The following is a 25,121-nucleotide window of genomic DNA, read 5'->3' on the forward strand; positions in this document are numbered from 1 at the left end:
TTTGAAACTATCCGCGCCCGCGTTCCAGTTTTGTGTGATTTAAAACCAAGCGGTAAATATGTCGCTACAGATTTGCACAAAGCTGGTGGCATTCCGCAAGTAATGAAGATGCTACTTGTGCATGATTTATTACACAGTGATAGCCTCACCATTAGCGGTCAAACAATTGCAGAGATATTAGCAGACATCCCTGAAGAACCATCCGCCAACCAAGATATTATTCGGACTTGGAATAACCCGATGTATGCTCAAGGACATTTAGCTATTCTCAGAGGTAATCTGGCAACAGAAGGATCTGTCGCCAAAATTACCGGGGTGAAAAAGCCAGTAATTACTGGGCCCGCACGGGTGTTTGAATCGGAAGAAGCCTCTTTAGATGCAATTTTGGCGGGTAAGATTCAAGCTGGTGATATTCTAGTCATCCGCTACGAAGGACCTAAAGGCGGTCCTGGGATGCGCGAAATGTTGGCTCCCACTTCGGCAATTATCGGTGCTGGTTTGGGTGATGCCGTGGGATTAATTACCGACGGACGCTTTTCTGGCGGTACTTACGGCATGGTAGTTGGTCATGTTGCTCCAGAAGCCGCAGTTGGTGGTGCGATCGCTCTTGTAGAAGAAGGCGATAGTATTACTATTGATGCACCCGCTCGTTTATTGCAGTTGAACATATCTGAGTCAGAATTAGCTCGTCGTCGTGCTAATTGGCAACCTCCTGCACCACGTTACACTAAAGGCGTGTTGGCGAAATATTCCAAATTGGTATCTTCTAGCAGTCTTGGGGCCGTGACAGATTTGGATTTGTTCAATAACTAGTTATTAAGCCAATAGCCATTTAAGTTTCACTTTTAAAGTTTTGAGGAGTCAGGAGCCAGAATAAAGATGCCTCCTGACTCTCTACTTCAGGCTAGATTCAGCGCTGTTGACAAGCTTCTTTAGATTTAAAGAAGGGCAAATGCTTTTGGCGTTAATGAGATTTTTCCTTTAGTACCATAGTTTTAATCGTGCCAGCGGGTGCAAGACTTCCCAGGCTATTTGCTACATCACGGATATCGGCATTGTTGAGCATCATAAATTTCAATAGCTTTTAATTGATCAGGATCAGCACCAGCACTGTGAGAATCGACCACCTGAAGCCACTGAACTACCTGGAGTCGGAATGTCAGCAGATGCAGCTCCTTTGCGATCGCATTCATAAGTTACGGGAAAACGAAAACTTGGAAGATGCCCGAAGTGCTATGTTGAAGTACCTGGGAGAGTTAAAGCGCCCGTATTTGACTGCGGTGGAGGAGAAGCTGTTGAGTGTTTTGGAGTCTGAATACAGAGAAAGATAACCTCTTAACGACTAATACCCATCTGATTATTTACGTGCGGTCAATGGCACTTTGGGGGCAATTGTACAAAATTAGTAGAGAAATTTTCATCAGAAACCATAAAGCGATCTCTACTGCAAGGAAGCTACCTCAAAGTGAGCAGGTATAGAAGTCAAAGCGTATCAGCTAGAACCACTACGCAAAGCTTTGCTGATGCCGAGAGTCGGTTTGTTTATTTATTGCCGATGATGTCGGTTTGGGCAAGACATTGGAGAAGAACGCGGCGATTGTTACGCTCAGTACACGGTGGAATGTTGTTTGACCACTATTGAATCAAAATTATGCAAGATTTCACTTTGTTGGAAAGGCTTTTTTGAAGCCCTTGCTCAACTTTGACAATCAGTTTGTCAAAAGCCTGTTGATCTGCTGTCAGTTGTTCTTGAATAACTTTCTCTAACTGCGGCTTTATCTGCTCACACATATCCTCAATTTTTTTGTCACTTAAAAAACTAGAACGAACCCAACTAGGTACATCCACATTTGTCTTGATTACTTCTTGAACACTCTTGCGATTTAGCTCCATTCCTGCCGCCATAACCGAAGCCCCATATACTAATGCAATAGGCCAGGTTAAGTGTCCAGTTAGGATTAGAGTGATTATGCTAGCTACAGTACCTCCACCAATTACTACATTGACGATAAACGCCACTGTTTCAGCAAGGATAGCATCTCCAATTCGTAGCTCTGGGTTAACAAAATTTGGGTCAATGCTATCCTGAAACCTTAAGCTGCTTCTAGGTATCTGAAACTTTCGACAAATTGGATCGGTTTGTGCAGCTAAATCTGGTTGGATTTTATTGCTAAACCAAAAAGCGCATTGATGATTAATTATCTGCACAGCGAGATCGCTTTTGAGCCACTGTTCTGCACCACTGATTAAAGATGTTTCCAAATCTGCTAAAGTCCGTATTTTGTTTTTTTGCCAATCTTTTAAACCTGGTTTAACTGCGTTAACAATCAAGCCATCAGTCAAAGGCTTAGTTAATGATTGGATTAACTCCGGGATATGTGTCTCAATCAAACCTTTAAGCTGATTCGAGGTAAATAGTTTGTTGACTTCTTGTTTAAAAGCAGCAGCACGCAGATCCCATCTTCCTACTCGTGCTAAACCCAGTGCAATGCACCGTTCCGGTTCTGGATCAGGACGGAGCAGCGTTTCTGGTTCGGGAAACATTTCCTGACAAAGAAAGTGGGTAAACTTCATCCGAGATGCGCCGCCAGTCATCAGCACAAGTTTTGGCACGATTCCAAGTTTTTCCAACTTTTCTTTTGCCTCATTTAAAGAGTCACTAAACGTTTGAATCCAACTATGAAGCCCTAGCTCAGGTAAGGGTTCGTTTAAGATTTTCTCCATGATCAATTTATTTACTTGGGGAATAAAATAAATTTGCTCGTTAATAGACTCAAACCCACGCGCAAAGGATTCGGGATCGTTGTATAGCTGTTCATTAGAAAAGTAATCTTCTTTAGCTTTGCGGCAAGCAAGTTCACAACGAGCTTGGTGATGGGGATATTCCTTAAATACTTTTTCGAGTAATGCTTTTTGTTCGTGGTTGGCGAGAGTCCGGGCAAAAATAGCCTTGTCAATTAGGGATGCTCCCAAAGTATTACTCCCGAAATCTATCGGGATCTCTTCTAAGCTCTTAACCAAAGTAAAATCTGTGGTTGAAGAACCAATATCGACAATTAGCACCGATGCAACTAGTTTGTCATACTCAAGCTTCCCGGCTTCCTTGGCTTGCATGAAAGCAGCCCGCGATTCGGGTACAACATGAAGTTGGGGAATGCCAGCTTCAAGAAGTAGCTTTTGGTATTCTAAGCGATCGCTAACTGACCATCCGGAAGGGCAACCGATGTAAAAATAGCTACTTTCTCCACCTTCAACTTGTTTGCTTTCTTTCAAAAGGCGGTAGTAGGTTGCCACAAAAGTGCTAATTGTTTCCCGATATTTGGGATCGTTGTTGGGTTTTTGCTTAAAAGAAATTGTCAGTTGGGTAACGCCAGCTTGAATTAATGCTTGTTCTCCGACAAGATAACCAAGTTTAGGATGCCAACCAAGAGCCGTAATTTGGTTCTTCTTGTTATTAATCTCCAGCATCTGGGGGGGTTCGATGCTTTCCACTATAGCTTTAGCTACAGCCGTCTCACCGTGCCCCAAATCAAAACCGATTGTTTCTAAAATTTCCATACCCTTATTGTCTATTATTCTCTAGAAGAGGAATATGCTGGCTCAATTACCCGACCGCGCCTAATTAAGCGATCGCCTTTTAACAGAGCAGGAGTTAGAGTTACGTGATCTTTGGTATCGGGGTCGATACTTGGCTCAAAGTCAAAATACTCGCGATCGCTATCAGGGTCATTTGGTCGGTAAATTTGAGTGTTAATTCCCTGAGACATTAAAATCTGTGGCAGAAGTTTCGCCAGTTCATGAGCCATTTGGGGTTTATCAAGTTTTGATGCGCCCATTAGCCTTTGCAGAAAATTCAATAGCTCTGGCAGTTCTTCTATTGCTAGGTCGCTTTCATGTTTATTCGATTCTTCTACTCTAGCCACTGCTAGGTCAATCGTGTTGAGAGCATCGCCAAGGTGATCTAGAAATACTTTGCTATCAACTCTGAGAAGAGGTTGAGGTAATTCTAATACTTCTAAAGACATATAATTATTTTGCTGGTTGTTTAAGTCAAGTTGAAGCACAACTTCTAGTCCCAGAAGTATAGAGGTTAACAAGATAGCCATCCAAACACCTGGGGTATTTTTAGTTAAAGAAAATAACGAACCTAAGATGCCTATATAAATGAGTGCCTGTAGTACTTTCAGAATTAATTTGTTGGGAAGAAACTTTGTACCTGGGTTAGTAAATTGCTTTCGCTCTGTTGGAGCGACTTGAGAATAGTTAGCCGCAGCGAGAGTGGCAATGGATTGTCGGAGTGTATCCAGAAAAAAGTTAGCCAGACGAACTTGAGCCAGATTAAGCTTTTCAATGTAAATTCTTTCGAGATGATCGATTCGGTTCTGAACCAGCTTAACTATCTCCTCAATATTGGTTGTGTTATCAATATCTGTCTGAAGTTGGTTGCGTTCTTCGCTAAAAAGTGAACTTATGGTTTTCATTGCGTTGGCTAAGACTTTAACGTTACTAATAGGAGTGAAATGAACAGTTATTTGTTCATTCTGATTTTGCGCTATATACGCGCGGAGCGAGAGCAATTATAACTAGCAAACAATAGTTTGGTAATTTTCACTCCTAATAAAATTAACGTATTATAATACACACTCTTACTGTCAGTTTTTATCTGGTGTTTCCGCAAAGCAGAGATTAACGCCAACCCAAAAGATACCAAGGACTATCCGGGCGGAGTTTGGACACTACCTCCAACCTTGAGCCAAGGTCAAAAAGATAGGCAACGCTTCCTCACCATTGGAGAGAGCGATGTCTACGAGGGGCTATTCGGCGTCGCATGACCTCGCACTGGGTAATTTATCATTAGCTTATCAGCAATTGGAACAGTGGTCAGAGGCAGAAACTGCGATCGCTCAAAGTCTCAACTTATTACAAACTACTAAAAACACCAAAGACTCTTCGCAAATTCTAGCCCAAGTTCTAGATATCAAAGGTCGCCTGCAATTGGCTCAAAGCAAAGCTGAAGATGCATTGGATACTTGGCGAGTATCACTTGACATTTATACTAAAATAGGCGATGAAAGGGCAGCTATTCAAAATCGGATTAACCAAGCCCAAGCTTTGCAAACTTTAGGATTTTATCGTCAAGCCGAGAAGACGTTAAGAGAAACTACCCAGATTCTCCAAAGTCAACCCAACTCACCTGTTAAAGTTGCAGCCTTGCATAGTCTCGGTAATGTGGTGCAAGTCACTGGTGATTTAGAAACATCTCGGCAAATATTGCAGCAAAGTTTAGAAATACCTTCATCGTTGCAAGATTTGGAAGCGATCGCTGATATTCTCCTCAGTCTGGGTAATACAGCCCGTGTTCAGCAAGACACGCAAACAGCTATAAAATATTATCAACAAACTATCAAAACTGCAACCTCACCCACTACACGCATCCAAGCTGAAGCTAATCAACTAAGACTACTGCTGAAAACTGAGCAATTGTCAGCTTTTCAAACATTGTCCTCCCAAATTAAAACTCAGCTTCACGACTTACCCGTTAGTCGGACAGCAATTTCTGCCCGGATTAACTTTGCCCAAAGTCTAATGCAATTCCGAAAAAAAACCGCTGCAGACACGGACTCATGGTTGGACATTGTATCGCCTGACAATGCGATCGCATCCATCGGTAACAGTGACTATCAACAGACGCGGATCTTGCTTTTCTTGGGGACGCGATCGCATCAATTGATCGTAAGCCTTTCAGAAGGCAGAAGGCAGGAGGCAGAAGGCAGAAGGGAACCCACGTTTAAAAACGTGGGGTTGATCTTGGACGCTTTGTGGAAGAGCGCTACGCGTCTCGATACAATTCTTTTTATAAACTGGGCAATAACCCAGAACTAAAGTTTTTATTAGTACTTCTTTCCTTCTGCCTTCTGCCCTCTGCCCTCTGCCTTTCTTTGTAATTCCCATGTTTGCAATCCTCCCATTTGCCGGACTCCCAGCACGCTGATGGTGAGCATCACACTCATTAGCAATCCCCTAATGAGTAGGCTGTTAAATTTAATTCCGGGCTTTGGCCAAGTCATCGGTATGGCAGCAGGATTTTCACAAATTATCGGTAGCCAAGTTGCCCCTGGAAATTTGTCCTCTAATTTTATATTTTATATTTTTAACTTTTAATACTCAATGCCGACTTACCCAAAGACAAACAAATTACATCATTTTGGGGTGTATGAATACGGCTACAAAGAACATCTCGATAATGTCTTTCAAGCGGATTTTTTTTAGATAGACCTGGATTTCCAGCCAGTTTTAAACCAATTTCTACGGCTCGAATGGCATTACTTGTAGCCAAATATTTCACTGTTTGTGCTTGCAAATTAACATTCGGCTCGTGTTCACCTTTGTCAATATCTGCTGCCAGACTGTAAATTAATCGATGGTTGACATATAGTAATGCTTCAATTTCACCAACAGATGTTTGAAAGTGGGGTAAAGTTGCTAGACTTGCACCTAAATTAGTAGGCGATCGCTCATTTAAATAATCAACTAACCAGTCTCGTGCTGCTGTTGCTACCCCTTGATACAACGCACTTAAGAACAAACTACCAACTGCCAACATTAAGGGATCGGGTTGTGACCAAGCCTTTACAGGGCAGACATCTAAGGCATACTCTGTGGGAATGCAGGCATCTTCTAGAATCAAGTCGTGACTGCCTGTTGCCCGCATCCCCAAGTGATCCCAAGTTTCCACAATCTTCAGCCCTGGAATGTCACGAGGAATTAAAAAACTCCCTACTTGCTGTTCATCATCATCTGTCCGCGCCCAAACTACGAAGTAACGCAAAATCGGACTGCCAGTAGTGTATTGTTTATGGCCAGTTATTAACCAACCATCAGATGTACGTTTGGCAATCGTTGCAGGTAATCCCCCTCTGGCTGGTGTACCTAATTCCGGCTCCACACGGGCAGCATTTAGCAAAGCTATACCTTGCACAGACTCCCGACACAGCTTTTCATAGACAGTGGGATGCCAGCGTCGGTGTCGGGCGGCATTAGCGTGTTGTAAGTAGTGCATCGTCAGTACTAAGGCAGTGGAAGCATCACCAGTGGCTATCTTTTCAATCACCCGACAGGCTGTGGTATATCCTACAGCCAGCCCACCAAACTCTACTGGTACAGTCAGACTCAATAATTTTGCTTTGTGGAGAGCATCAAAGTTTTCAAATGGAAACGAACTATTGCGATCGTGGATGGGGGCGCGGGTGGCAAAATCGGCAGCAAGAGAATCGACCAGATCCAAGAGATTGGGCGAGAATTTTGCTGTTGAGATCGCGGATGCTTCTAAAATAGGTGATTTTGACATTTAGCTTTTTACTTCTTGCTGCAATTATTGGCATTTGGCGATATCTTCGTTAAAACTGCTGTCCCAAAGTTGTTTCACATCAACTTTTGTGGAAATTACACCCGCTTTAAAAAAGGTATCAGCAACTTTTTGCTCAGAAGCAATAGCTGCATCAGAAACAGGAAGTAATTCTTGACGACGCTGTTGTTGTCCTTGCTTGGCATCCTGATAAACGATGCCTTCATCAACATCAATGGTAGTTGCATAATTCTTCGACCATTGCTTGAGATTAGATTCCCGCCAAGTTTGGGATTTCTGCAAACGACAGAGAAAATCAGCGATCGCTACTTTCTTTTGGGGATCGGCGATCGCATTGGGTGAAGCAATAATCACGAAGTTACCACTCAAAATATCTTTTGCAGATTCTAGCACCCGCGCCCCTTCTTTTTTGGCTTGGGGGATGGAATAACCGTAGGTAGCCCAAGCATCAAGCTGTCCTTTACGAAAAGCCGAAAGCCCATCGGGTATTGATAAAGGAATTGCATTGATATCCTTCATCGTTAGCCCGACTTTCTCCAACATCTTAATCAGGAAGTAGTGGGCAGTTGTAGCTTTAACGTAACCCACATTCTTACCTTTAAGATCGGCGATCGTTTGGGCAGTCGAGTCCTTGGGTACGAGTACAACTTGACCAACCGTCGGACCTTTGAGAGTCGCAATAATTTTTACAGATGCTTTCGATTCAATCGCAAAAATCGGCGGAATTTCACTAGCAGATCCCAAGTCAATCACACCAGCATTGATTGACTGTACCATCAAATTACCCCCAGTAAACTCAGTAAATTGAGTTTGATAAGGGAAATGATCTAGTCCAGCTAACTTTAAATTTAAGTCCCAGCCACCTTTATATTTAGCAACATGCAATTGAGTTGTATTCGACACTGCGATTTGGGATGGACTATGATTAGCAGCGATCGTTGCCGGACTGGTAGACTTCACCTCTGAGCAAGCTGTTGTTGCTAGAGCTAATAAGCAACCCAGAGGGAAGAAAAAATTCTGCGATAGCCAATTGGTAGACACGTTAATTTTTGGGTATAAAAAGACAACGAAGAAAATTGAAGAAGAATCCAGAAGTCAGAATTCAGAATTCAGAATCAATTAGTGGGGGATTCAGACCCGCCACTACGAAAGTTGACCTCCAAATTGAAAATGTCTAGTGAAATTTGCCATGATTCTCTCTTTCTTGTTTTATAAGTACATTGGAATATCCAGAGCGTAAAGACCGCAGACTCTTTTGTTCGGGATGACAATGATGTCGCCAAATGCTATCAGTATCGTTACCCATGACATGGATTAAGATAGATGGATCGAATACTGTATCTTTGCTACCTAGCGGCGGTAGTTTCTAACGGACACACTGCCGTTGTAATATCTACTCGTTGCGGAATAATTTTTTGCTCTAATAACCAATCAGCTGTTTTCTGAAGCTTGGCGATATCTTCAGCATTAGGAAATACGTAAGACTCTGGGCCTCGATTTTTAGTCACTTGCTTGGCTACCGCATCAGAGACTTTTAGCTGTTTAACTAAAAAATCTGATGCAGCATTAGTATGTTGATTTAACCATTCACCATCCTCACTCAAAGCAGTAAGAGCAGCTTTCACGGCTACAGGATTTTCTTTAGCTGCATCACCACGAACAACCATAATGCCGTAGGTAGGAGCAGGGTGTGTAGTGGTGATTCTTCGCGCCTTATGTTCTAATTGGGCAATGGAAATATAAGGTTCCCAAACTGCCCACGCATCAACAGAACCTTGATATAGAGCAGGTGCAGCGTCATTCGGTGATAAATAAACTCGCTGGACTTTATATGAAGGAATATTTTCTTTTTCCAAAACTTTTAATAACAGATATTCGCCCGCACCACCTTGATTAACTGCAACTTTTTTACCTACTAAATCAGCCGGGTTCCGAATGGGAGAATCACCACGAACTAAGATGGCACTACTCAAAGAATTTGGACTAGGACGCTGTACAGAACCAATACAAAGAGGTTGTCCAGCAGCAATTCCAGAGATGGAAGGAATATCACCACATCCGCCAATATCTGCCCGATTACCATTGAGAACATTTAAAAGCGTAGCGCAACGGTCAAATGGCCCACTCCATTCAACTTTAATATTTTGCGTGGCTAACTGACGCTCTAACTCACCTCGTTGACGCGCAATGGGAATAATCCCACCTTTTTGGTAGCCCAAGCGAATCACATTGTTTTTCTCTGTAGTTTTGGTAGTGAGAGTTTTTGAAGAGGAATCTGAGTTAGCTGTGGCATTGATAGCTGTTTGTTGACTGCAACTAGAAGCTATCAAACCAAGAAAAGACGCTGCGATCGCAAAGATTGTACTGGCAGAACATTTTTGTTTGTACTGAAAGCGATGTTCTTTTAAATAATTCACCACAATTGACTCCTTGATATCAATTTTTAGGAGTTTAAGCAGCCATATCTATGATCATAAGGATTATATTACACTAAATCGATTGATTTACCGTAGTATTTAGAAATAAGAAAGTCAAATTTTGAATGTGTTGCCCGATTTTAGAGAATTGGTATTAGCTAGGTTGGAGAACTTAGACTCGAAGTCCAGCCTGTTTCAGTAGTGGTAGAACGCGCTTACCGAAGAAATCCAGATCAGGCTCAAAATCGTAGAAGGCAAGCTGGAAGCCATCGACACCAGCTTTATTCAGCTGCAAAAGTTGCTCGGTGATTTGTTCGGGTGAACCGATTAACTGCACATTACCGCCGATCGCACTGCCAACGCCATGACGCAGATTTCCCTTTTGATGTCCCCTCCAGGCGTGTGCATCGCTGCTGACGCCTGAACGTCCAGCAATTGACTGATAATCGGCATGGTCGATTATCGCCTGAGCATATTCTTCTGCCTCTTTTTCAGTTTCACGCACGACAATAAGCGGATTTAGGAGAGTGCGGACTTGTCTACCATTAGCGATCGCCGATTGTTTCACACGGGCTGTATGGGCGGGTAACGACGACAAGGCGCTTTCTATGTCACCACCAGCCGGACTGGTGATAAATACGATATCAGAATGGCGACCCGCAAACTCGATGCCAGCATCCGAACCAGTGGCGTTAACTAGGATGGGGCGACCATAAAGCGGACGGGGGCTGATGTAGGCATCCTTAAACTGCCAAGAACTCTGACTTTTGTAAGAAAAATTCTCCGTTTCCCACCAGAGTCGTTTGAGGACGGTGACAAATTCATCAGCAAGTTCATAGCGGCGATCGTGTTCGATTTGGCTCCAGCCGAACAATTCATGCTCATAAGCCCGGTGTCCGGTGACAACATTAATTCCCCAGCGACCTTTAGAAATGTGGTCAAGTGTCGCACCAAATTTAGCCAGATGGATGGGATGCCAAGGCCCGTAGAGGACGTGAATTGTTGAGATTAATAGAATGCGTGAGGTAATGGCGGCAAGGGAGGCAATGGCAATGAAGGCATCTAAACCTGCTTCTGTCCGAGTTGGCCCTTGTCCGCCCTTCGGCTGCCATGTGGAATAGCCGAAAACTAGGTCAAAACCTAGCTCCTCAGCTTTTTGGGTCAGTTTAGCATTGTAATCAAACGACCAGTCTGTAGTACGCGGGAGGTTAGAAGAACTCCAACCACCGTGATGAATCGGTAAGAACAGCCCTAGCAGTACTGGCTGCCGGAGAGCTTGGGATAATGGACTTTGGGGATAGTCTGTTGGAGAGGCGATCGCCTCTTTACTTGCTCTCAAAAAAGTAGTGTCAATTGTACTCATTGTTCCTCTCAACGGTTTCGGTTGCCTGCAAGATCCCCGACTTCTAATAAATGCTCATAAAGTGGTTTCCCATAGGTTAGAAGTCAGGGATCTGAACAAAATTAGAAGAATCCTCGCTGCGGCAATGGTGTACCGTTGATCTCGTAGTCGCCGATCGCACGAGCCTTAAAGCGATTTGGGTTGTGTGAGGATAAGGTACGGGCGTTGCGCCAATGACGATCAAAGTTGGAGCTTCGGCAACGGGGATTCGCAATGCACCTAACCTAGAATGCCGGATAAATTCAACCACATTATAAGGAAGGATGCGATCGCGATCGCGATCGCTTGCTCCCAGAGCAATAAAATCAAAAAGCTGCTGGAGTTCCGGTGAATTTGCTCTCACCCGAGCCGAAAATTGAATTGTTGTATCTGCAAGTTTCTCTGGACTCTTAATCATTAGTTTCTATCTCCGAATCTCCTGTGGAAAATCTATGTTGGTGAGTGGTGAAGCAATTGCTATTTCTGGGTGACGCGACTTTGGCACTACAAAGTTGAAGAATGTTTCCACCCTTGAGGCGATTACATCTGGTAACAGATTCAAGCCACCGACTGCACTCGACAAAAACCATTCCTCTGTAAGGGTTTTAGATGTATTTAAGTTTTGTAAAGTACCAAAAATCTACAGAATTACCGTAGTTTGATACTCCCAAATTTTCCCCAAGACCTCTTGCAAAATTATTTTCAATACTTAAGTATTTGTTCTCACGACAGAATAGACTTACGTGAGCTTTCTTACTTTTGAGACATTCTCTTAGGATCAACGCTATTTTGTGATTGCAAAACTACAGGCTTCTGGTAATTAGAAGTATAACCTGGTAAAACTTTTACCCCTGGCTGAGTCAACCTTAGCGTTAAAGAAAGTCTGACTTTACCACTATTATTACGTACTGAACGATGTAATAGTGTATTAGTAAATAGTACAAACTCACCAGGACGTAACACTACAGGAATAGCTTTTTTTGCAACTTCATCAGTGATTTCAAAAAAGTGATTACCACTAAAAGGATCGGTTCCTTTTATTTGGCAATTTTTTAAGTAAATATTAGGTATATACTCAAATCCATTATATTCATTAACTTCTGTCAAAGCTATATAAGCATAAATAGTTTTACCATCTCCTTCCAGAAGTTTAGAATAAGAGTCTTGATGCCAAAAAGGAATTAATTGCTGGGCGGGATAATTTACCCAAAGTTCTGACCGCCATAATACTAAATTATCCCCTAAATGAACATTAAGCTTCTCTAATAATTTTTGATCTTCACATAATTGCAAAATCACAGGTGAATCTAAATGTCTTTCCATGTAAAAACATCTAGTATAAACTTGAACTAATATAATGAATAACGAACCAATATCAAATCTAATAAATGATTTAACCACCTGTTTTAATAATATATTTATTGGAATTTTTCGGATAATATTATCAAAAATGTATTGGGTAATATCAACTATTTCATTACTGCTTAAACTCAGAGAATTTGGCCCCCATATTTCATCAGTACCATCATAATTAATTTTCTTTGTATTCTGCTGTTGGTTGCAACCAGCCCATAATAAACTACATTCCCATAATTGCTGTGATAATTCTTGATTTTGTGCTATTTCAGGTAATATAATTTCTTGAGCGTGACTATCTAAAAATTTTCCACTAATATTTTGATAATCTGGGGAAGTAGCACAAACAAGGGTACTATATGCTCCGGCTTCCGAAGAAATACCTAAACCTAAATATTTACTGAGACGATGCCATCTAGTAATATTTGATTGTACGAAGCCTGGATGTATGGCGTTAACAGTGACTTGAGAATTATTTAATCGCTGAGAAAGTTCTCTTGTTAAAAGCAATAAACAGAGTTTTGAAACGGCATATAATTTTAGGAAATTAAAAGGTGTTTTTTTAACTAATAAATTCCAGTCAATACCACTTGGAGATAATGCCAAATCTGATGCTAACATAATAATGCGGCTAGGAGCAGATTTTTGCAAATTTTCTAGTAATAAATAAGTCAGCAAAAAATGACCTAAATAGTTCGTTCCCCAAATCAGTTCAAAACCTTCTTTGGTTGTACCTCTGTTGTTGAATATCCCCGCATTGTTGACTAATATATTTAATGGCAAATTATAGCCATTAAATAATTTTACACACTTACGAACTGAATCTAAAGAAGCTAGATCAAGAGGTAAAAATTTCACATTTTCATTTCCGGTGGTTTGGCGGATGTAGTCTATAGCTTTTGCGGCTTTATTTGCCGAACGACAGGCAATAAATACATGATTGCCTAATTTGGCTAAACCTATAGCCGTCATTAAACCTACACCCGAATTACCACCTGTAACCAGACACACTTGCATAATTTCCGCTCTCTTAGTATTTATTTCCAAGTAATTGCCAGAAATCTAGTCAGTATTAACTCCCGGTTCGCTCATTTTTTTGGGAGTTAGAAGAAAGGCTATTCAGGGGTAAAAGATTGACCATCAAGTTGAGTATAAATACTGATGGGAAAGCCGAGTAAAACAAGAATACGCTGCTGTAAGGGAGAAAGAGCCGTCAAGAGAGCATCTACAGTTTTCTGTATTCGTGAGCGTAGATACTTTTCTTCTGTCTGTGCAATTGCAAATGAGCGTACAATTAATTGTCGTTCTGACCAAGATATGTCTTGCCCATCAATTTCTATTTCTTGAAGAATTTTTCTTTCAAATCCTTCAGCTATATCTTTTATTTTTCCATCCGCATAGTCATAGTTTATAGTTGTCAATTCTTGTTGATTATCCCAAACTGGTTGAATATATTCTATTAGCTGTTCTGAGGATACTTGCTTGGCACTTAAAGGACATAGATAAAAATCTCCACCTAATACTATATGAGTTATTGTCGCTATTGATGACATTTTACAGTCACCAATATATAGTAACCCTGACTGTTTTAGCGTTGAACGTACTTTGTCTATTGCTGGAATATATAATGGGTCATCGGCTTTTTCTCCTGACAATATTTCCGTTGCAATTGGCATACCTAAGGGGTCTAATGTTGATAACATTATTTTGACTTGTGCCAAGTCTGGACGGTGGTCTTTACTATGACCCCATTGAAATAACCCTTCTGGATTAACCCCACAGTAGCTTGAAGCTGTTGTACTATCCATAGGCACCCTTTCAGGGGTGATATTGTACACTTGTAGTAAACTTCCTCCTAGTTCTTCCTCAAATGAGTACCAGTTGCGTAGCTTGCCGCCGAAGGCATCGCTGTCGAGATAACGTAATACCGCTTCTAGACGGTCATCCGTTAGGTCTAATTCGTGTAAATCTTCTCCACAAAATGCTTTCAAGGTTTCTAGCCGCTTAAAAGCCCAGCCTTGAACCTGATTTAAACGATGATCCGCTTGCGATAATATGTGTGTCAACCAAATTGCCACTACGCTACCCAAACTCTCACCTTGCCAGTTTCCATGTGTTGGGAAATGCTTGTCTATCAATTCTTTTATCCCCATACGCTCTATTTGTGCCAGCAGTAAGGGTATATCATCGACTCGTTCCTTTGTGATTATGGGTTCTGTTGCCATAGCCCCGAACTTATACCTACTTATTCATTTTTGAAAATACGCTTTTAGGTATATTTATTTTCCTAACTCCTAAAAAAATGGGCGAACCGGGAGTTCTTACTTGCGACTTGCGACTTGCGACTTGCGACTTCAATTATGACACCAAACTCGGCCACAACCCAAAATAAGGCTAAGTCTTCTGGGCTAGCGCATTTTAGCTGTTCCCAAATTTGAGTTGATTTTACTCCTTGAGCTTCAATGCCAGTAATTTCTTTTTGTGAAATTAGTGTTTCAAAGTCTGTATGGCTTTTTGAATCGTTGGCTTTTGGTGTCCCCCACGTTGTTTCGCTTCAATTTCTCCATTTTGACGATAATGACGCAGTAGGTTTCGTACAAATGACAAGCTTACCTTGAATTGTTGAGCCAAGTGGCGTTGAGAGCCAACATGAGCTTCCCACCCTGCAATCACACGACGGCGCAAATCCCCTGAGTAAGATACTGGCATCGAATCAAACAATCACTTCATATCTACTTTACCGATTTTGTGGTTCAATTACCTGAAAATTGCTGTAAAGAAAAAATTATTGGGGAAAATACATTACGTGATATCTACATTTTAAACTTGGCTCTAGAAGCTTCAAAAGCCGTGGTTCGGATCGCCACTCCAGACGGTTTAGGCACAGGTTTTATGATTGCCCCTGATTTACTAATGACGAACAATCACGTTATTAATAGTCAAGAAGTAGGAGAGAAAAGTGATTTTAGCTTTAACTATCAACTGGATATTAAAGGTAAGCAATGCCCAATACAGACTATTGGAGCTTTAGCCGGAGGTGCTTTTTACACTAACGAAGCATTGGACTATACAGTAGTAACCCTGAAAGAAGTACCCGGCTTCGGCAAGCCTTTAATCTTCAAAAGTAAACTAATGCGGCGAGATGACCGCGTAGCAATTATTCAGCATCCAGGTGGGCATTTAAAGAAAATCTCCATACAGAATAACTTTGTTGCTTACGCCGATAATCAAGTATTGCAATATACTACTAGTACAGAACCAGGTTCATCGGGGTCGCCTGTTTTCGATGATGATTTTCAGGTGGTTGGTATTCACCATAGCGGTGGTATGTTAGTACAACCAAATACCCAACAAAGGTATTTACGTAACGCGGGAACGAGTGCGATCGCATTGTTGAATGACCTCCAGAAAAATACACCGGAGATTTATACCCATTTATCGAGATAGTTAGGCATAATAACTGGAGGTGCAAACAATGGCTAAGACGGTTGATAACTATGTGGAGCGTACCTCTGTTAGATTACTGCACTCTTTAGGTCGCTCTGGTGGTTCTATTCCCTTGCACCGCATTCAGTTCTCAGCCTGATTTTCAATCTCTGCTTGAAGAGTTAGAAACAGTACATCCAGAATACAAACACCTGCTAGAGAGAGGCGTGTCTACTAATTATCAGTTTATAGACTTGCTAAAATTACCAACTTCGCCCCCCAATCTTCATCATGGCGCAGCGTTAAAACTGTATAAGCAGTGTTGTACTTAAGATTATCCCGCTCTACTTGGTCTAGTTTACGCTGATCGGGACTAAGTAAGTCGGCGGAAAAAATTATAGTTATGTAACAATTTTGTGAGGTGCTAAAAAAATTAGGCGTATAAATGACCTGTTTAATAGTGCGATCGCAGCCAAATACCTGTTTTTATTGAGAATCTAGCTATGTAACTGAGAATTAAACCCCGATCTCACTTTGGAGCGTTGCTCCCTGTTTTTAGTAAGGTTGAATGCTAAGATGTATTATAACCATCAACCAAATGCTTTTAAACCTGATTACTCGCGGTTCACCCATTTTTTAGGGAGCTAGAAAAAATGAAAAGCAAGAAATATACCAAAGGAAATATTTCCAAAAAGTACACATAACATCAGTATATATGATGAGTATATGTACAGTATATAGTGATAAGTATATATATGTACTTTAAGAATGTTGACATAACTAAGTCGGCGCGAAAAAACCAAACTATGTAAAGATAAATACGGAGAATGCATCTACCGAGGTGACTAAGATATGGGCGCTCGTTTAAGGGTGTTTTTGACTCGCGATCAAGATAAAACTCTATTAAACCTAAGAACTGCGGATGCACCGCAGAAAGTCAAAGACCGAGCAGAGATAATCAGGTTAAATGCACATGGCTGGTACGTCGAGAAAATAGCTGCTCACTTTAACTGGAATCCACAAACAGTCAGAGAGGTTTTACATAAATGGCAAAAACTAGGTATAGAAGGACTTTGGGAGTTACCAAGTCGAGGGGGAAAGACAAAGTACAAGGAAGAGGACATAGTATTTTTGGAAGAATGCCTCAAAAAAGAACCACGTACATATAATAGTCTTCAATTAGCTGAAAAGTTAGAGAGCGATAAGCCTTCGGCATAGCTTCGCTTACCGCCAAATTCAACTGAGTCCCGACAGATTAAGACGGGTACTTAAAAAAAAGGGGGTCATTTGGAAACGAGCCAGAAAGAGTCATAGTTCAAGCTAGGAGAAAAAGAGGAAACTACAGTACACAAGGTGTTAAAGTTAACTCTAGTCCCTCTAGTTAACTTTTCGTTACATACTTGATATTTTTCCCGCCTACTTAGTTAGCTATAGCAAAGTTATCTCATGAGATAACTCATTGTGAAAAAACTTTGTTGAAACTGATTTCGTGCCAAAATAGCCAAATGCAAAAATCCATGCAAACTACAACAACAATTAATAAAAAATTACATAATACTCCTATTGCCATTATTGGTATGGCTTCTCTATTTCCCAAAGCCAGAAACTTGCGAGAATATTGGGAAAATATTATTAAAAAAGTTGATTGTATTATTGATGTTCCGCTCTCACGGTGGAACATCGATGATTACTATAACCCAGACCCAAAAGCACCGGAAAAAACATATTGTAAAAGGGGTGGTTTTATACCAGATATCGATTTCTCCCCGATGGAATTTGGACTTCCACCTAATATTTTAGAAGTAACTGATATTTCCCAACTATTGAGTTTGGTAGTAGCCAAAGAAGCAATGGAGGATGCTGGCTACAATGAAAAACATGATTTTAATCGTGAAACAGTTGGGGTTGTTTTAGGGGTTCAACAGTCCAATCAGCTAGGTATGCCACTTACTGCAAGGCTTCACTATCCTGTTTGGGAAAAAGTTTTAAAAAGCAGTGGTTTGTCTGATGAAGATACGCAGAAAATCATTGCGAAAATCAAGAGTGCATATGTAGAGTGGGACGAAAATGCTCTTCCTGGTATGTTGGCAAATGTAGTTGCGGGAAGAATTGCCAATCGCTTTAATTTTGGAGGTATAAACTGTGTTGTTGATGCAGCTTGTGCCAGTTCATTGAGTGCTTTGAAGGTTGCGATTAGTGAATTGATCGAACATCGATCTGACATGATATTGACTGGTGGGGTAGATACTAATAACTCAATCACTATGTATATTTCTTTTAGTAAAACACCTGCGATGTCTGCTAGTGGAAATATCCGCCCTTTCGATGCCCAATCTGATGGGATGCTTTTAGGAGAAGGTATTGGGATGTTAGTACTCAAACGCCTTGAAGATGCGGAAAGGGATGATGATAAAATTTATGCGGTCATCAAGGGAATTGGTGCTTCTAGTGATGGACGATTTAAAAGTATTTATGCACCGCGAAAAGAGGGGCAGGTCAAAGCATTACAACGCGCATATGAAGATGCAGGCTTTGGTTGTGAAACTGTTGGTTTGATAGAAGCGCATGGTACAGCTACTCTAGCTGGTGACCTTACGGAATTCGCATCTTTGAAGGAATTTTTTGGAGAACGCAATGGTTTGCCACACATTGCTCTTGGCAGTGTTAAATCCCAAATTGGACACACTAAAGCAGCTGCGGGTGCAGCAAGCCTAATAAAAGCTTCTCTAGCGCTACATCATAAGATATTACCACCGACAATCAACATTACTCAGCCAAACCCAAAATTCAATATAGAAGATTCACCATTCTATTTAAATACCGAAACTAGACCTTGGATTCATGATAATGAAACGCCAAGACGAGCAGGTGTAAGTTCTTTTGGGTTTGGCGGCAGTAATTATCATGTTGTTCTGGAAGAATACTTAGGCAAGCATAATGAAGCTTATCGTTTGCAACCGACTCCAGATACAGTCTTGCTATTTGCCGAAACCCCAGTCCAATTATTAAGTAAGTGTCAAGAACTTCTCAATCAGCTTGAGTCCAATTTATGCGATAGATATTATACAGAATTAATAGAAGGTTGCAAATCAGTTCAAATTCCCCTTTCGGCAGCAAGAGTAGGATTTGTTGTAGTGTCTCGTATTGAGGCTAGTAAATTTCTGCAAATAATAATTGATTCTTTAAAAGACAAATCGAACCTCAGTTGTTGGGATCATCCACAAGGAATTTATTACCGTAGTTGTGGGATGGATTTATCAGGAAAAGTAGTAGCGTTATTTTCTGGACAAGGTTCCCAATACTTAGAGATGGGTAAAGAATTGGTAATCAATTTTCCAGAATTACAACAACTTTACGGGCGTATGGATGCCCTATTGCGCCAAGATAATTTACAGTCGGTGTCGCAGATTGTTTTTCCATCACCAGTTTTTACCCAAACAGAAAAAGATGCCCAAGCTACTGCACTACAAAGAACAGAGTATGCTCAACCTGCGATCGCAGGTTTGAGTGCAGGAATGTATCAAATTTTGCAAAAAGCAGGGTTTCAAGCTGATTTTGCTGCCGGACATAGCTTTGGAGAATTAACCGCATTGTGGGCTGCGGGTGTACTGAGTGAAGAAGATTATTGCTTCTTGGTAAAAGCTAGAGGACAAGCGATGGCAACTTCTCAGAATGGTGATGCTGGGAAAATGCTTGCGGTTAAAGAAGACATTGATAAAGTCAAAGAATTAGTTGATCAATTTCCGCAAGTTAAAGTAGCTAACTTTAACTCTCCACATCAAGTTGTCCTGGCAGGAAATTCTGCTCAGATAACCAAAATACAGCAGATTTTACAAAATCAAGGTACGACTGCGGTACTATTACCTGTTGCAGCTGCTTTCCATACACCGTTGATTGAATTTGCTCGCAAAGGATTTGCTAGCGCTTGTAAGCGTGTAACTTTTAGAAAACCAAAAATATCAGTTTATACAAATGTTACAGGTAAGCTTTATTCTAGTGAAACGGAACTAATTAGCAAAACACTAGAAAATCATCTCTCAAACTCCATATTGTTTCATCAAGAGATTGAAAATATCTATGCAGATGGAGGTTATTGCTTTGTTGAGTTTGGCCCAAAACGAGTTTTAACTAACTTTATAAAAGATATTTTAGGTCATCGTCCACATATAGCTGTAGCATTGAACCCTAGCAACGAAAAAGATAGTGACCTTTCATTGCGAGAAGCTGTTGTGCAATTGCGTGTAGCCGGACTCCAATTAAAGCATATTGACCCTTATCAAATATCTTCTGAACTTCCTGTAATTTCGCAAAAGGAAAATTTTAAAGTACGTTTGAGCAGTACAAACTATGTTTCTGAAAAAACGAAAAAAGCATTTGAAAATGCGTTAATTGATGGTCATCAGGTCAAATCACATCAAAATGGTTCTTTAAATTCACCGATGATTTCAAAAGTGCTTGAAACTAATCTAAGTAATATGCATGATAATGGAGATAATGGTAAGTCCGTAACTAATATTTCTACACCAAAAAAACTTCCAGTACCAGGGTTAAATATGTCTATTAAATCAGACAAAACTATAAATAATCAACGAGTTTTAGAAAGTTTAGAATACTTGCTGAACCAATTTCAGGAACATCAAAGCAATAATCTACAACTGCATGAGCAGTATCTTAGCCATCAGCAGGATTACATCAAAACGTTTTTCCAACTGATACAGCAACAGAATAATTTATTTACTAATGGTAAGTTTACAGACAATCGTGGAGAACTTCCACCTGAAATAATTGGAAGTTTAGAACGTGGTATGTTGCAGTTTCATAACCATCATAGTGAAACCCTACGCGTTCACGAGCAATATCTTCAACATCAGGTAGAAAACAGCAGACAGTTTTTTGATAGATTACAACAAGAATATTCTAATTTAGTTTTTCATACCCAAAAACAGCAAGTAATTGAATTTTCTCAGTTGCCAAATGATATATCAGCAAATTCATCTGCAAAATCCATTGCATCAAATGGTAAACATATCGCTAATTTTGAATCGCCTGCTATTGAAACTGCGGTTGATACTCCTGAAGTATGGGAAAATAAAAAAGTTGAAGAATGGAATAATCAAGAAACATTTGCTATTGAAACTGCGGTTGCTGTTAACAGCAACTTAATAGCCGATGATGCTGCTGAGGTATGGGAAGATAAAAACGTTGAAGAATGGAATAATCAAGAAAGATTTGCTGTTGAAACTGCTAAGGGATGGGAAGAGAGAAAAATTGAAGAATGGAATAATCAAGAAACATTTACTCCTTTAGCATCTACTTTTTCTACTCAGGCAGAAGTTGCTGTTACTCCAACCGTAAATATTGATATTGAGCAACTAGGTAATGACTTGTTAAGTATTACAAGCGATAAAACAGGTTATCCAGTAGAAATGTTGGAACTTGACATGGATTTGGAAGCAGATTTGGGAATCGATTCTATCAAGCGCGTGGAAATTTTAGCCGCGATGCAAGCCTTATATCCTGATTTACCACAACCAAATTTAGAACAACTTGCAGAAAAACGTACTATCGCTCAGATAGTAGAATATCTGCAAACATTAGCAAATCCTCAAAAAGATATTTTTCAAAATAGAGAATCGGCACTTACTCAATCCGAACAATTACCAGAAATAGCTACTACAAGATTTGAATTAGAATCTGAAGACCAGGAACTAGGGGTCGAAATTGATTTTACGGAGTTGAGCGATAAGTTACTTGCAATTACAAGCGATAAAACAGGTTATCCAGTAGAAATGTTGGAACTTGACATGGATTTGGAAGCAGATTTGGGAATCGATTCTATCAAGCGCGTGGAAATTTTAGCCGCGATGCAAGCCTTATATCCTGATTTACCACAACCAAATTTGGAACAACTTGCAGAAAAACGTACTATCCGTGAAATAGTCGAATATATTCAACAGCTAGCTGCCGGTGAAAAAAAAAAGTTATTCAATGAGTCTAATAACCAGCAACAGCTTTTAGAGCATAATGACCACAATATTGTTCGTAGTCCGGTAGAACTCAAATTTCTTCCTCGACCAGATTTTTTAGGATTTACACTACCGCAGGGATACATCAGTTTACTTACCGATGATGGTTCTCCTACGACTACCAAACTAGCTCAGTTACTTATTGATCGAGGTTTTAAAGTTGTTGTTTTAAGTTTTCCTCAATCACTTCTCCATCAACAGCCATTACCCCAAAGCATAAATCGTATTATGTTGGAAAATTTGAGCGAAGAACATTTACAGGAAAAGTTGAGTGAAATTACCACAAATTACGGACTAGTTGGCATTTTTATTCATCTCCATCCTAAGCTCGTAGCAAACGATAACGATAAAATGACTTATTTGAAAGAAGAAAAGGCGATTGTTAAACATATATTCCTGATAGCAAAACATCTGAAAAAATCTCTCAAAGATGCTGCAAGCTACGGACGCAGTTGTTTTTGCACTGTAGCTCGTCTTGATGGAGCCTTTGGACTTTCAGGTCAAGTTAATTTCAATGTCATCGGTGGTAGCTTGTTTGGATTAACCAAAAGTTTGAAATGGGAATGGGAAAATGTATTTTGTCGAGCAATTGACCTGAGTCCTGGTATTGATGCTGAACAATCAGCACATCACATCATTGCCGAACTGCATGATCCAAATCTTTATATTTCCGAAGTTGCTTATGGTTCACAAGGACGAACAACTCTAATTAGTACAGCAGATAGCTAATACCTGCTGAGGTTTTAATTATTCAGGACTTACGCAAAAACGGCAACAAGCTCTTATTACTTTCGTTCATGTAGTGTGGAACTTAAGTGGAACTTAACTTTTCCTTACACCCAATATCCATCTCAAAAAACCTATGCTTTACGACAGAAAACTTTCATCTAATAAGAAAGCTTTTGAGATTCTAAATCGCCACATTGACTCATAAAATATAGTAACAATTAGTCGTATAAAAGGTATTTAGCAAGAGAACTTAAGCAAAAGATAGAAACAGATTTAAAAAAGGATGACATTTTTAGCAAACTTTTCATATTTGATAAATATTATAGTTATTTCATAGAAAATGAAAAATCTTGAGCTAGCGTAATTGGAACTAATATTGGAGTAACTAATATTGGACAAGTATCGATTCCCAAAAACTATGGACTATTTGAACTAGAAGAAATTAGCTTTATTCCTACAATTAAAGGAGTAAGTGGTCTAAATGTAGCAGTTTCAACTTTTCAAGGAACAATGATTTTAAATTTTTCATATGTCGTACCATCTATAAGTAAAAAAACTATAGAAATTTTGGCGAATAACGTTATTTTTGAGCTTATCAATATTGTAGTAAATTACTAAAATTGGAGTTGGAGCATCTATGAAATTAGCAAATAGAATTAATCCGTCCTCAGTATTTCTTGTCAGTGGAGGAGGAAGAGGTGTGACAAGTGAATGTGTAATTAGATTAGCGCAACAATACCAGTGCAAGTTTATATTACTTGGTCGTTCACTCATTATCGAATTTGAACCAGAGTATGTTGAAAATTGTTTTGATGAATCTGCATTAAAAAAACGCATTATGGAGTACCAGCTTTCGCAAGCACAAAAGCCAACTCCAATTAGCGTACAAAAGGTATTTAATCAAATTTCTGCTAGTCGAGAAATTAAAAATACACTTTCTCGCGTTCAGCAAGCAGGAGGTAGTGCAGAATATTTTAATATTGATGTCACAGATTATGTGAGTTTACAGGCAAAAGTTACACATTTTAGTGCAATTACGGGAATTATACATGGTGCAGGAAATTTAGCAGATAAATTAATTGAAAAGAAAACAGAACAAGATTTTGAGATTGTCTATGCAGCAAAAGTTCAAGGTTTAGAAAATATTCTTTCTTGCGTAAATATCCCTCAACTTCAACATCTTATTTTATTTTCATCTACATCAGGATTTTACGGTAATGTTGGTCAGACAGATTATGCTATGGCTAACGAAATCCTGAATAAATCGGCTCATTTAATTCAGCAAAAATATCCAAATTGTCATGTAGTTGCCATCAACTGGGGACCTTGGGAAAGTGGCATGGTGACACCGGAAGTGAAAAAAGCTTTCACTGAACGAAATATTGGTATTATTCCGATAGAAATTGGAACGCAAATGTTAGTTAAAGAACTTAACTCTGGCAATCAAGCAACAGCACAAGTCTTAATTGCTAGTCCAATAACTCCACCTGCAACACAACTAAATTCCGAATTAAAAACGTATCATATTCATCGTCAGCTAATTTTAGAAGAAAACCCATTTTTACAAGATCACGTTATTGCTGGCAAGCCTGTATTACCTACAACTTGTGCAATGTCGTGGATTATAAACACCTGTGAAAATCTTTATCCAGGATATCGATTATTTAATTGTACAAATTTCAAAGTCTTGAAAGGAATTATTTTTGATGAAAACTTTGTAGGTGAATACATTTTGGAAATTCAAGAAAGAGCAAAGAATAATAACTCTCAAGAAATAGAGGTTTTTGCGCGAATTTGTAGCGAAAAATCTCATAAAATACGATATCATTTTAGTGGAGAGTTTAAATTATTGGGTAAAATACCTCCTGCACCCTTTAATAGTTTTCCAGAAACGCAAGAAGTTACAATTCCGTATTGGGATAATAATAATTCTTATCAAAGCTGGGTAGGAATGCTTTTTCATGGTCCCTCTTTTCAAGGAATAAAAAATTTTAGAACTTTTAGTCGAGAAAAATTTACTGCTGAGTGTTTTTGGCAAAAAATAGAAGCTAAACAACAAGGGCAGTTTCCTGTGCAGTGGTTCAATCCCTATGCTCTTGATATCAGTACTCATCCTTTAGGAATCTGGTTGGAACATTTTTATCAAGAATATGTTCTACCTGCCTCATTGGAAAAGTACGAACAATTTGCACTTATACCATATAATGAAGAGTTTTATGTATCTGGTGAAATTAAGTCTAAAACAGATTTTAATGTATTGGCTGATTTCGTCATATTTAATTCCCAAGGAAAGGTAAGTGCACGTTTATTTGGAGTTACATTTATACGTTGGGTTGGTCAATGACTTATTCGAGTAAGTCACAGTCAAAAGCATATTCAATATCTTAATCATACTAATTTATCAGCCGTAACTAGTACAA

18 protein-coding genes and 1 pseudogene are annotated in these 25,121 nt (G+C 39.8%); 7 read left to right on the forward strand and 12 right to left on the reverse strand.

Annotated elements, in window-relative coordinates:
* Positions 1-813 (forward strand): dihydroxy-acid dehydratase domain-containing protein (locus tag V7K27_RS33475; RefSeq protein ID WP_334953036.1); only part of this gene is annotated, 813 nt, incomplete at its 5' end.
* 299 nt (positions 814-1,112) lie between these two features.
* A complete protein-coding gene (locus tag V7K27_RS33480) occupies positions 1,113-1,331 on the forward strand; it encodes a hypothetical protein (protein ID WP_334953037.1) in 219 nt (72 codons plus the stop codon).
* Positions 1,332-1,635: 304 nt separating this feature from the next.
* On the opposite strand, the gene V7K27_RS33485 is transcribed toward V7K27_RS33480, so the two are convergent.
* Positions 1,636-3,558, reverse strand: coding sequence for an Hsp70 family protein (locus V7K27_RS33485; RefSeq protein WP_334953039.1), 1,923 nt, complete (start codon positions 3,556-3,558; stop codon positions 1,636-1,638).
* A 14-nt stretch (positions 3,559-3,572) separates the two neighbouring features.
* Positions 3,573-4,481, reverse strand: a complete 909-nt coding sequence (locus V7K27_RS33490; RefSeq protein ID WP_334953040.1) for a hypothetical protein — start codon at positions 4,479-4,481, stop codon at positions 3,573-3,575.
* A 319-nt stretch (positions 4,482-4,800) separates the two neighbouring features.
* Here V7K27_RS33490 and V7K27_RS33495 point away from each other — a divergent pair, with 319 nt between their 5' ends.
* Positions 4,801-5,883 (forward strand): tetratricopeptide repeat protein, encoded by a 1,083-nt coding sequence (locus V7K27_RS33495; protein ID WP_334953041.1) that lies wholly within the window; start codon positions 4,801-4,803, stop codon positions 5,881-5,883.
* Positions 5,884-5,891: 8 nt separating this feature from the next.
* Here the strand turns inward: V7K27_RS33495 and V7K27_RS33500 are convergent, their stop codons facing one another.
* From V7K27_RS33500 to V7K27_RS33545, 10 genes and pseudogenes are all read right to left on the reverse strand, one after another.
* On the reverse strand, positions 5,892-6,068 hold the full coding sequence (locus V7K27_RS33500; protein ID WP_334953042.1) for a hypothetical protein: 177 nt from the start codon (positions 6,066-6,068) through the stop codon (positions 5,892-5,894).
* A gap of 83 nt (positions 6,069-6,151) precedes the next feature.
* Positions 6,152-7,348, reverse strand: a complete 1,197-nt coding sequence (locus V7K27_RS33505) for an acyl-CoA dehydrogenase family protein (protein WP_334953043.1) — start codon at positions 7,346-7,348, stop codon at positions 6,152-6,154.
* Positions 7,349-7,372: 24 nt separating this feature from the next.
* A complete protein-coding gene (locus V7K27_RS33510) occupies positions 7,373-8,407 on the reverse strand; it encodes an ABC transporter substrate-binding protein (RefSeq protein WP_334953044.1) in 1,035 nt (344 codons plus the stop codon).
* A 305-nt stretch (positions 8,408-8,712) separates the two neighbouring features.
* Positions 8,713-9,786: an aliphatic sulfonate ABC transporter substrate-binding protein gene (locus V7K27_RS33515; RefSeq protein ID WP_334953045.1), complete on the reverse strand. Its 1,074-nt coding sequence runs from the start codon at positions 9,784-9,786 to the stop codon at positions 8,713-8,715.
* A gap of 169 nt (positions 9,787-9,955) precedes the next feature.
* Entirely contained in the window at positions 9,956-11,146 is a 1,191-nt protein-coding gene (locus tag V7K27_RS33520) for an LLM class flavin-dependent oxidoreductase (protein ID WP_334953046.1), read from the reverse strand.
* Between the two features lie 76 nt (positions 11,147-11,222).
* Positions 11,223-11,582, reverse strand: a complete 360-nt coding sequence (locus V7K27_RS33525) for a hypothetical protein (RefSeq protein ID WP_334953048.1) — start codon at positions 11,580-11,582, stop codon at positions 11,223-11,225.
* Between the two features lie 6 nt (positions 11,583-11,588).
* Positions 11,589-11,747 carry a hypothetical protein gene (locus V7K27_RS33530; RefSeq protein ID WP_334953049.1) on the reverse strand — a complete coding sequence of 53 codons (159 nt, stop codon included), beginning with the start codon at positions 11,745-11,747 and terminating at the stop codon, positions 11,589-11,591.
* Between the two features lie 170 nt (positions 11,748-11,917).
* On the reverse strand, positions 11,918-13,537 hold the full coding sequence (locus V7K27_RS33535; protein WP_334953051.1) for an SDR family NAD(P)-dependent oxidoreductase: 1,620 nt from the start codon (positions 13,535-13,537) through the stop codon (positions 11,918-11,920).
* A gap of 200 nt (positions 13,538-13,737) precedes the next feature.
* Positions 13,738-14,745: pseudogene (locus tag V7K27_RS33540) on the reverse strand (IS1634 family transposase); the annotation flags it as partial.
* A gap of 262 nt (positions 14,746-15,007) precedes the next feature.
* Complete coding sequence (locus V7K27_RS33545) at positions 15,008-15,229, reverse strand: transposase (RefSeq protein WP_334953052.1); 222 nt, start codon at positions 15,227-15,229, stop codon at positions 15,008-15,010.
* 39 nt (positions 15,230-15,268) lie between these two features.
* Between V7K27_RS33545 and V7K27_RS33550 the strand changes: the two genes are divergently transcribed.
* The 4 genes from V7K27_RS33550 (at position 15,269) to V7K27_RS33565 (ending at position 25,045) form a co-directional block, all read left to right on the forward strand.
* Complete coding sequence (locus V7K27_RS33550; protein ID WP_334953053.1) at positions 15,269-15,967, forward strand: trypsin-like serine peptidase; 699 nt, start codon at positions 15,269-15,271, stop codon at positions 15,965-15,967.
* 831 nt (positions 15,968-16,798) lie between these two features.
* Positions 16,799-17,164, forward strand: a complete 366-nt coding sequence (locus V7K27_RS33555; RefSeq protein ID WP_334953054.1) for a helix-turn-helix domain-containing protein — start codon at positions 16,799-16,801, stop codon at positions 17,162-17,164.
* A gap of 287 nt (positions 17,165-17,451) precedes the next feature.
* Positions 17,452-22,701, forward strand: a complete 5,250-nt coding sequence (locus tag V7K27_RS33560) for a beta-ketoacyl synthase N-terminal-like domain-containing protein (protein WP_334953055.1) — start codon at positions 17,452-17,454, stop codon at positions 22,699-22,701.
* Positions 22,702-23,338: 637 nt separating this feature from the next.
* Entirely contained in the window at positions 23,339-25,045 is a 1,707-nt protein-coding gene (locus V7K27_RS33565; protein WP_334953057.1) for a KR domain-containing protein, read from the forward strand.
* Positions 25,046-25,121 lie beyond the last annotated feature (76 nt).

This window comes from Nostoc sp., from assembly GCF_036919575.1.
Lineage (GTDB): Bacteria > Cyanobacteriota > Cyanobacteriia > Cyanobacteriales > Nostocaceae > Nostoc.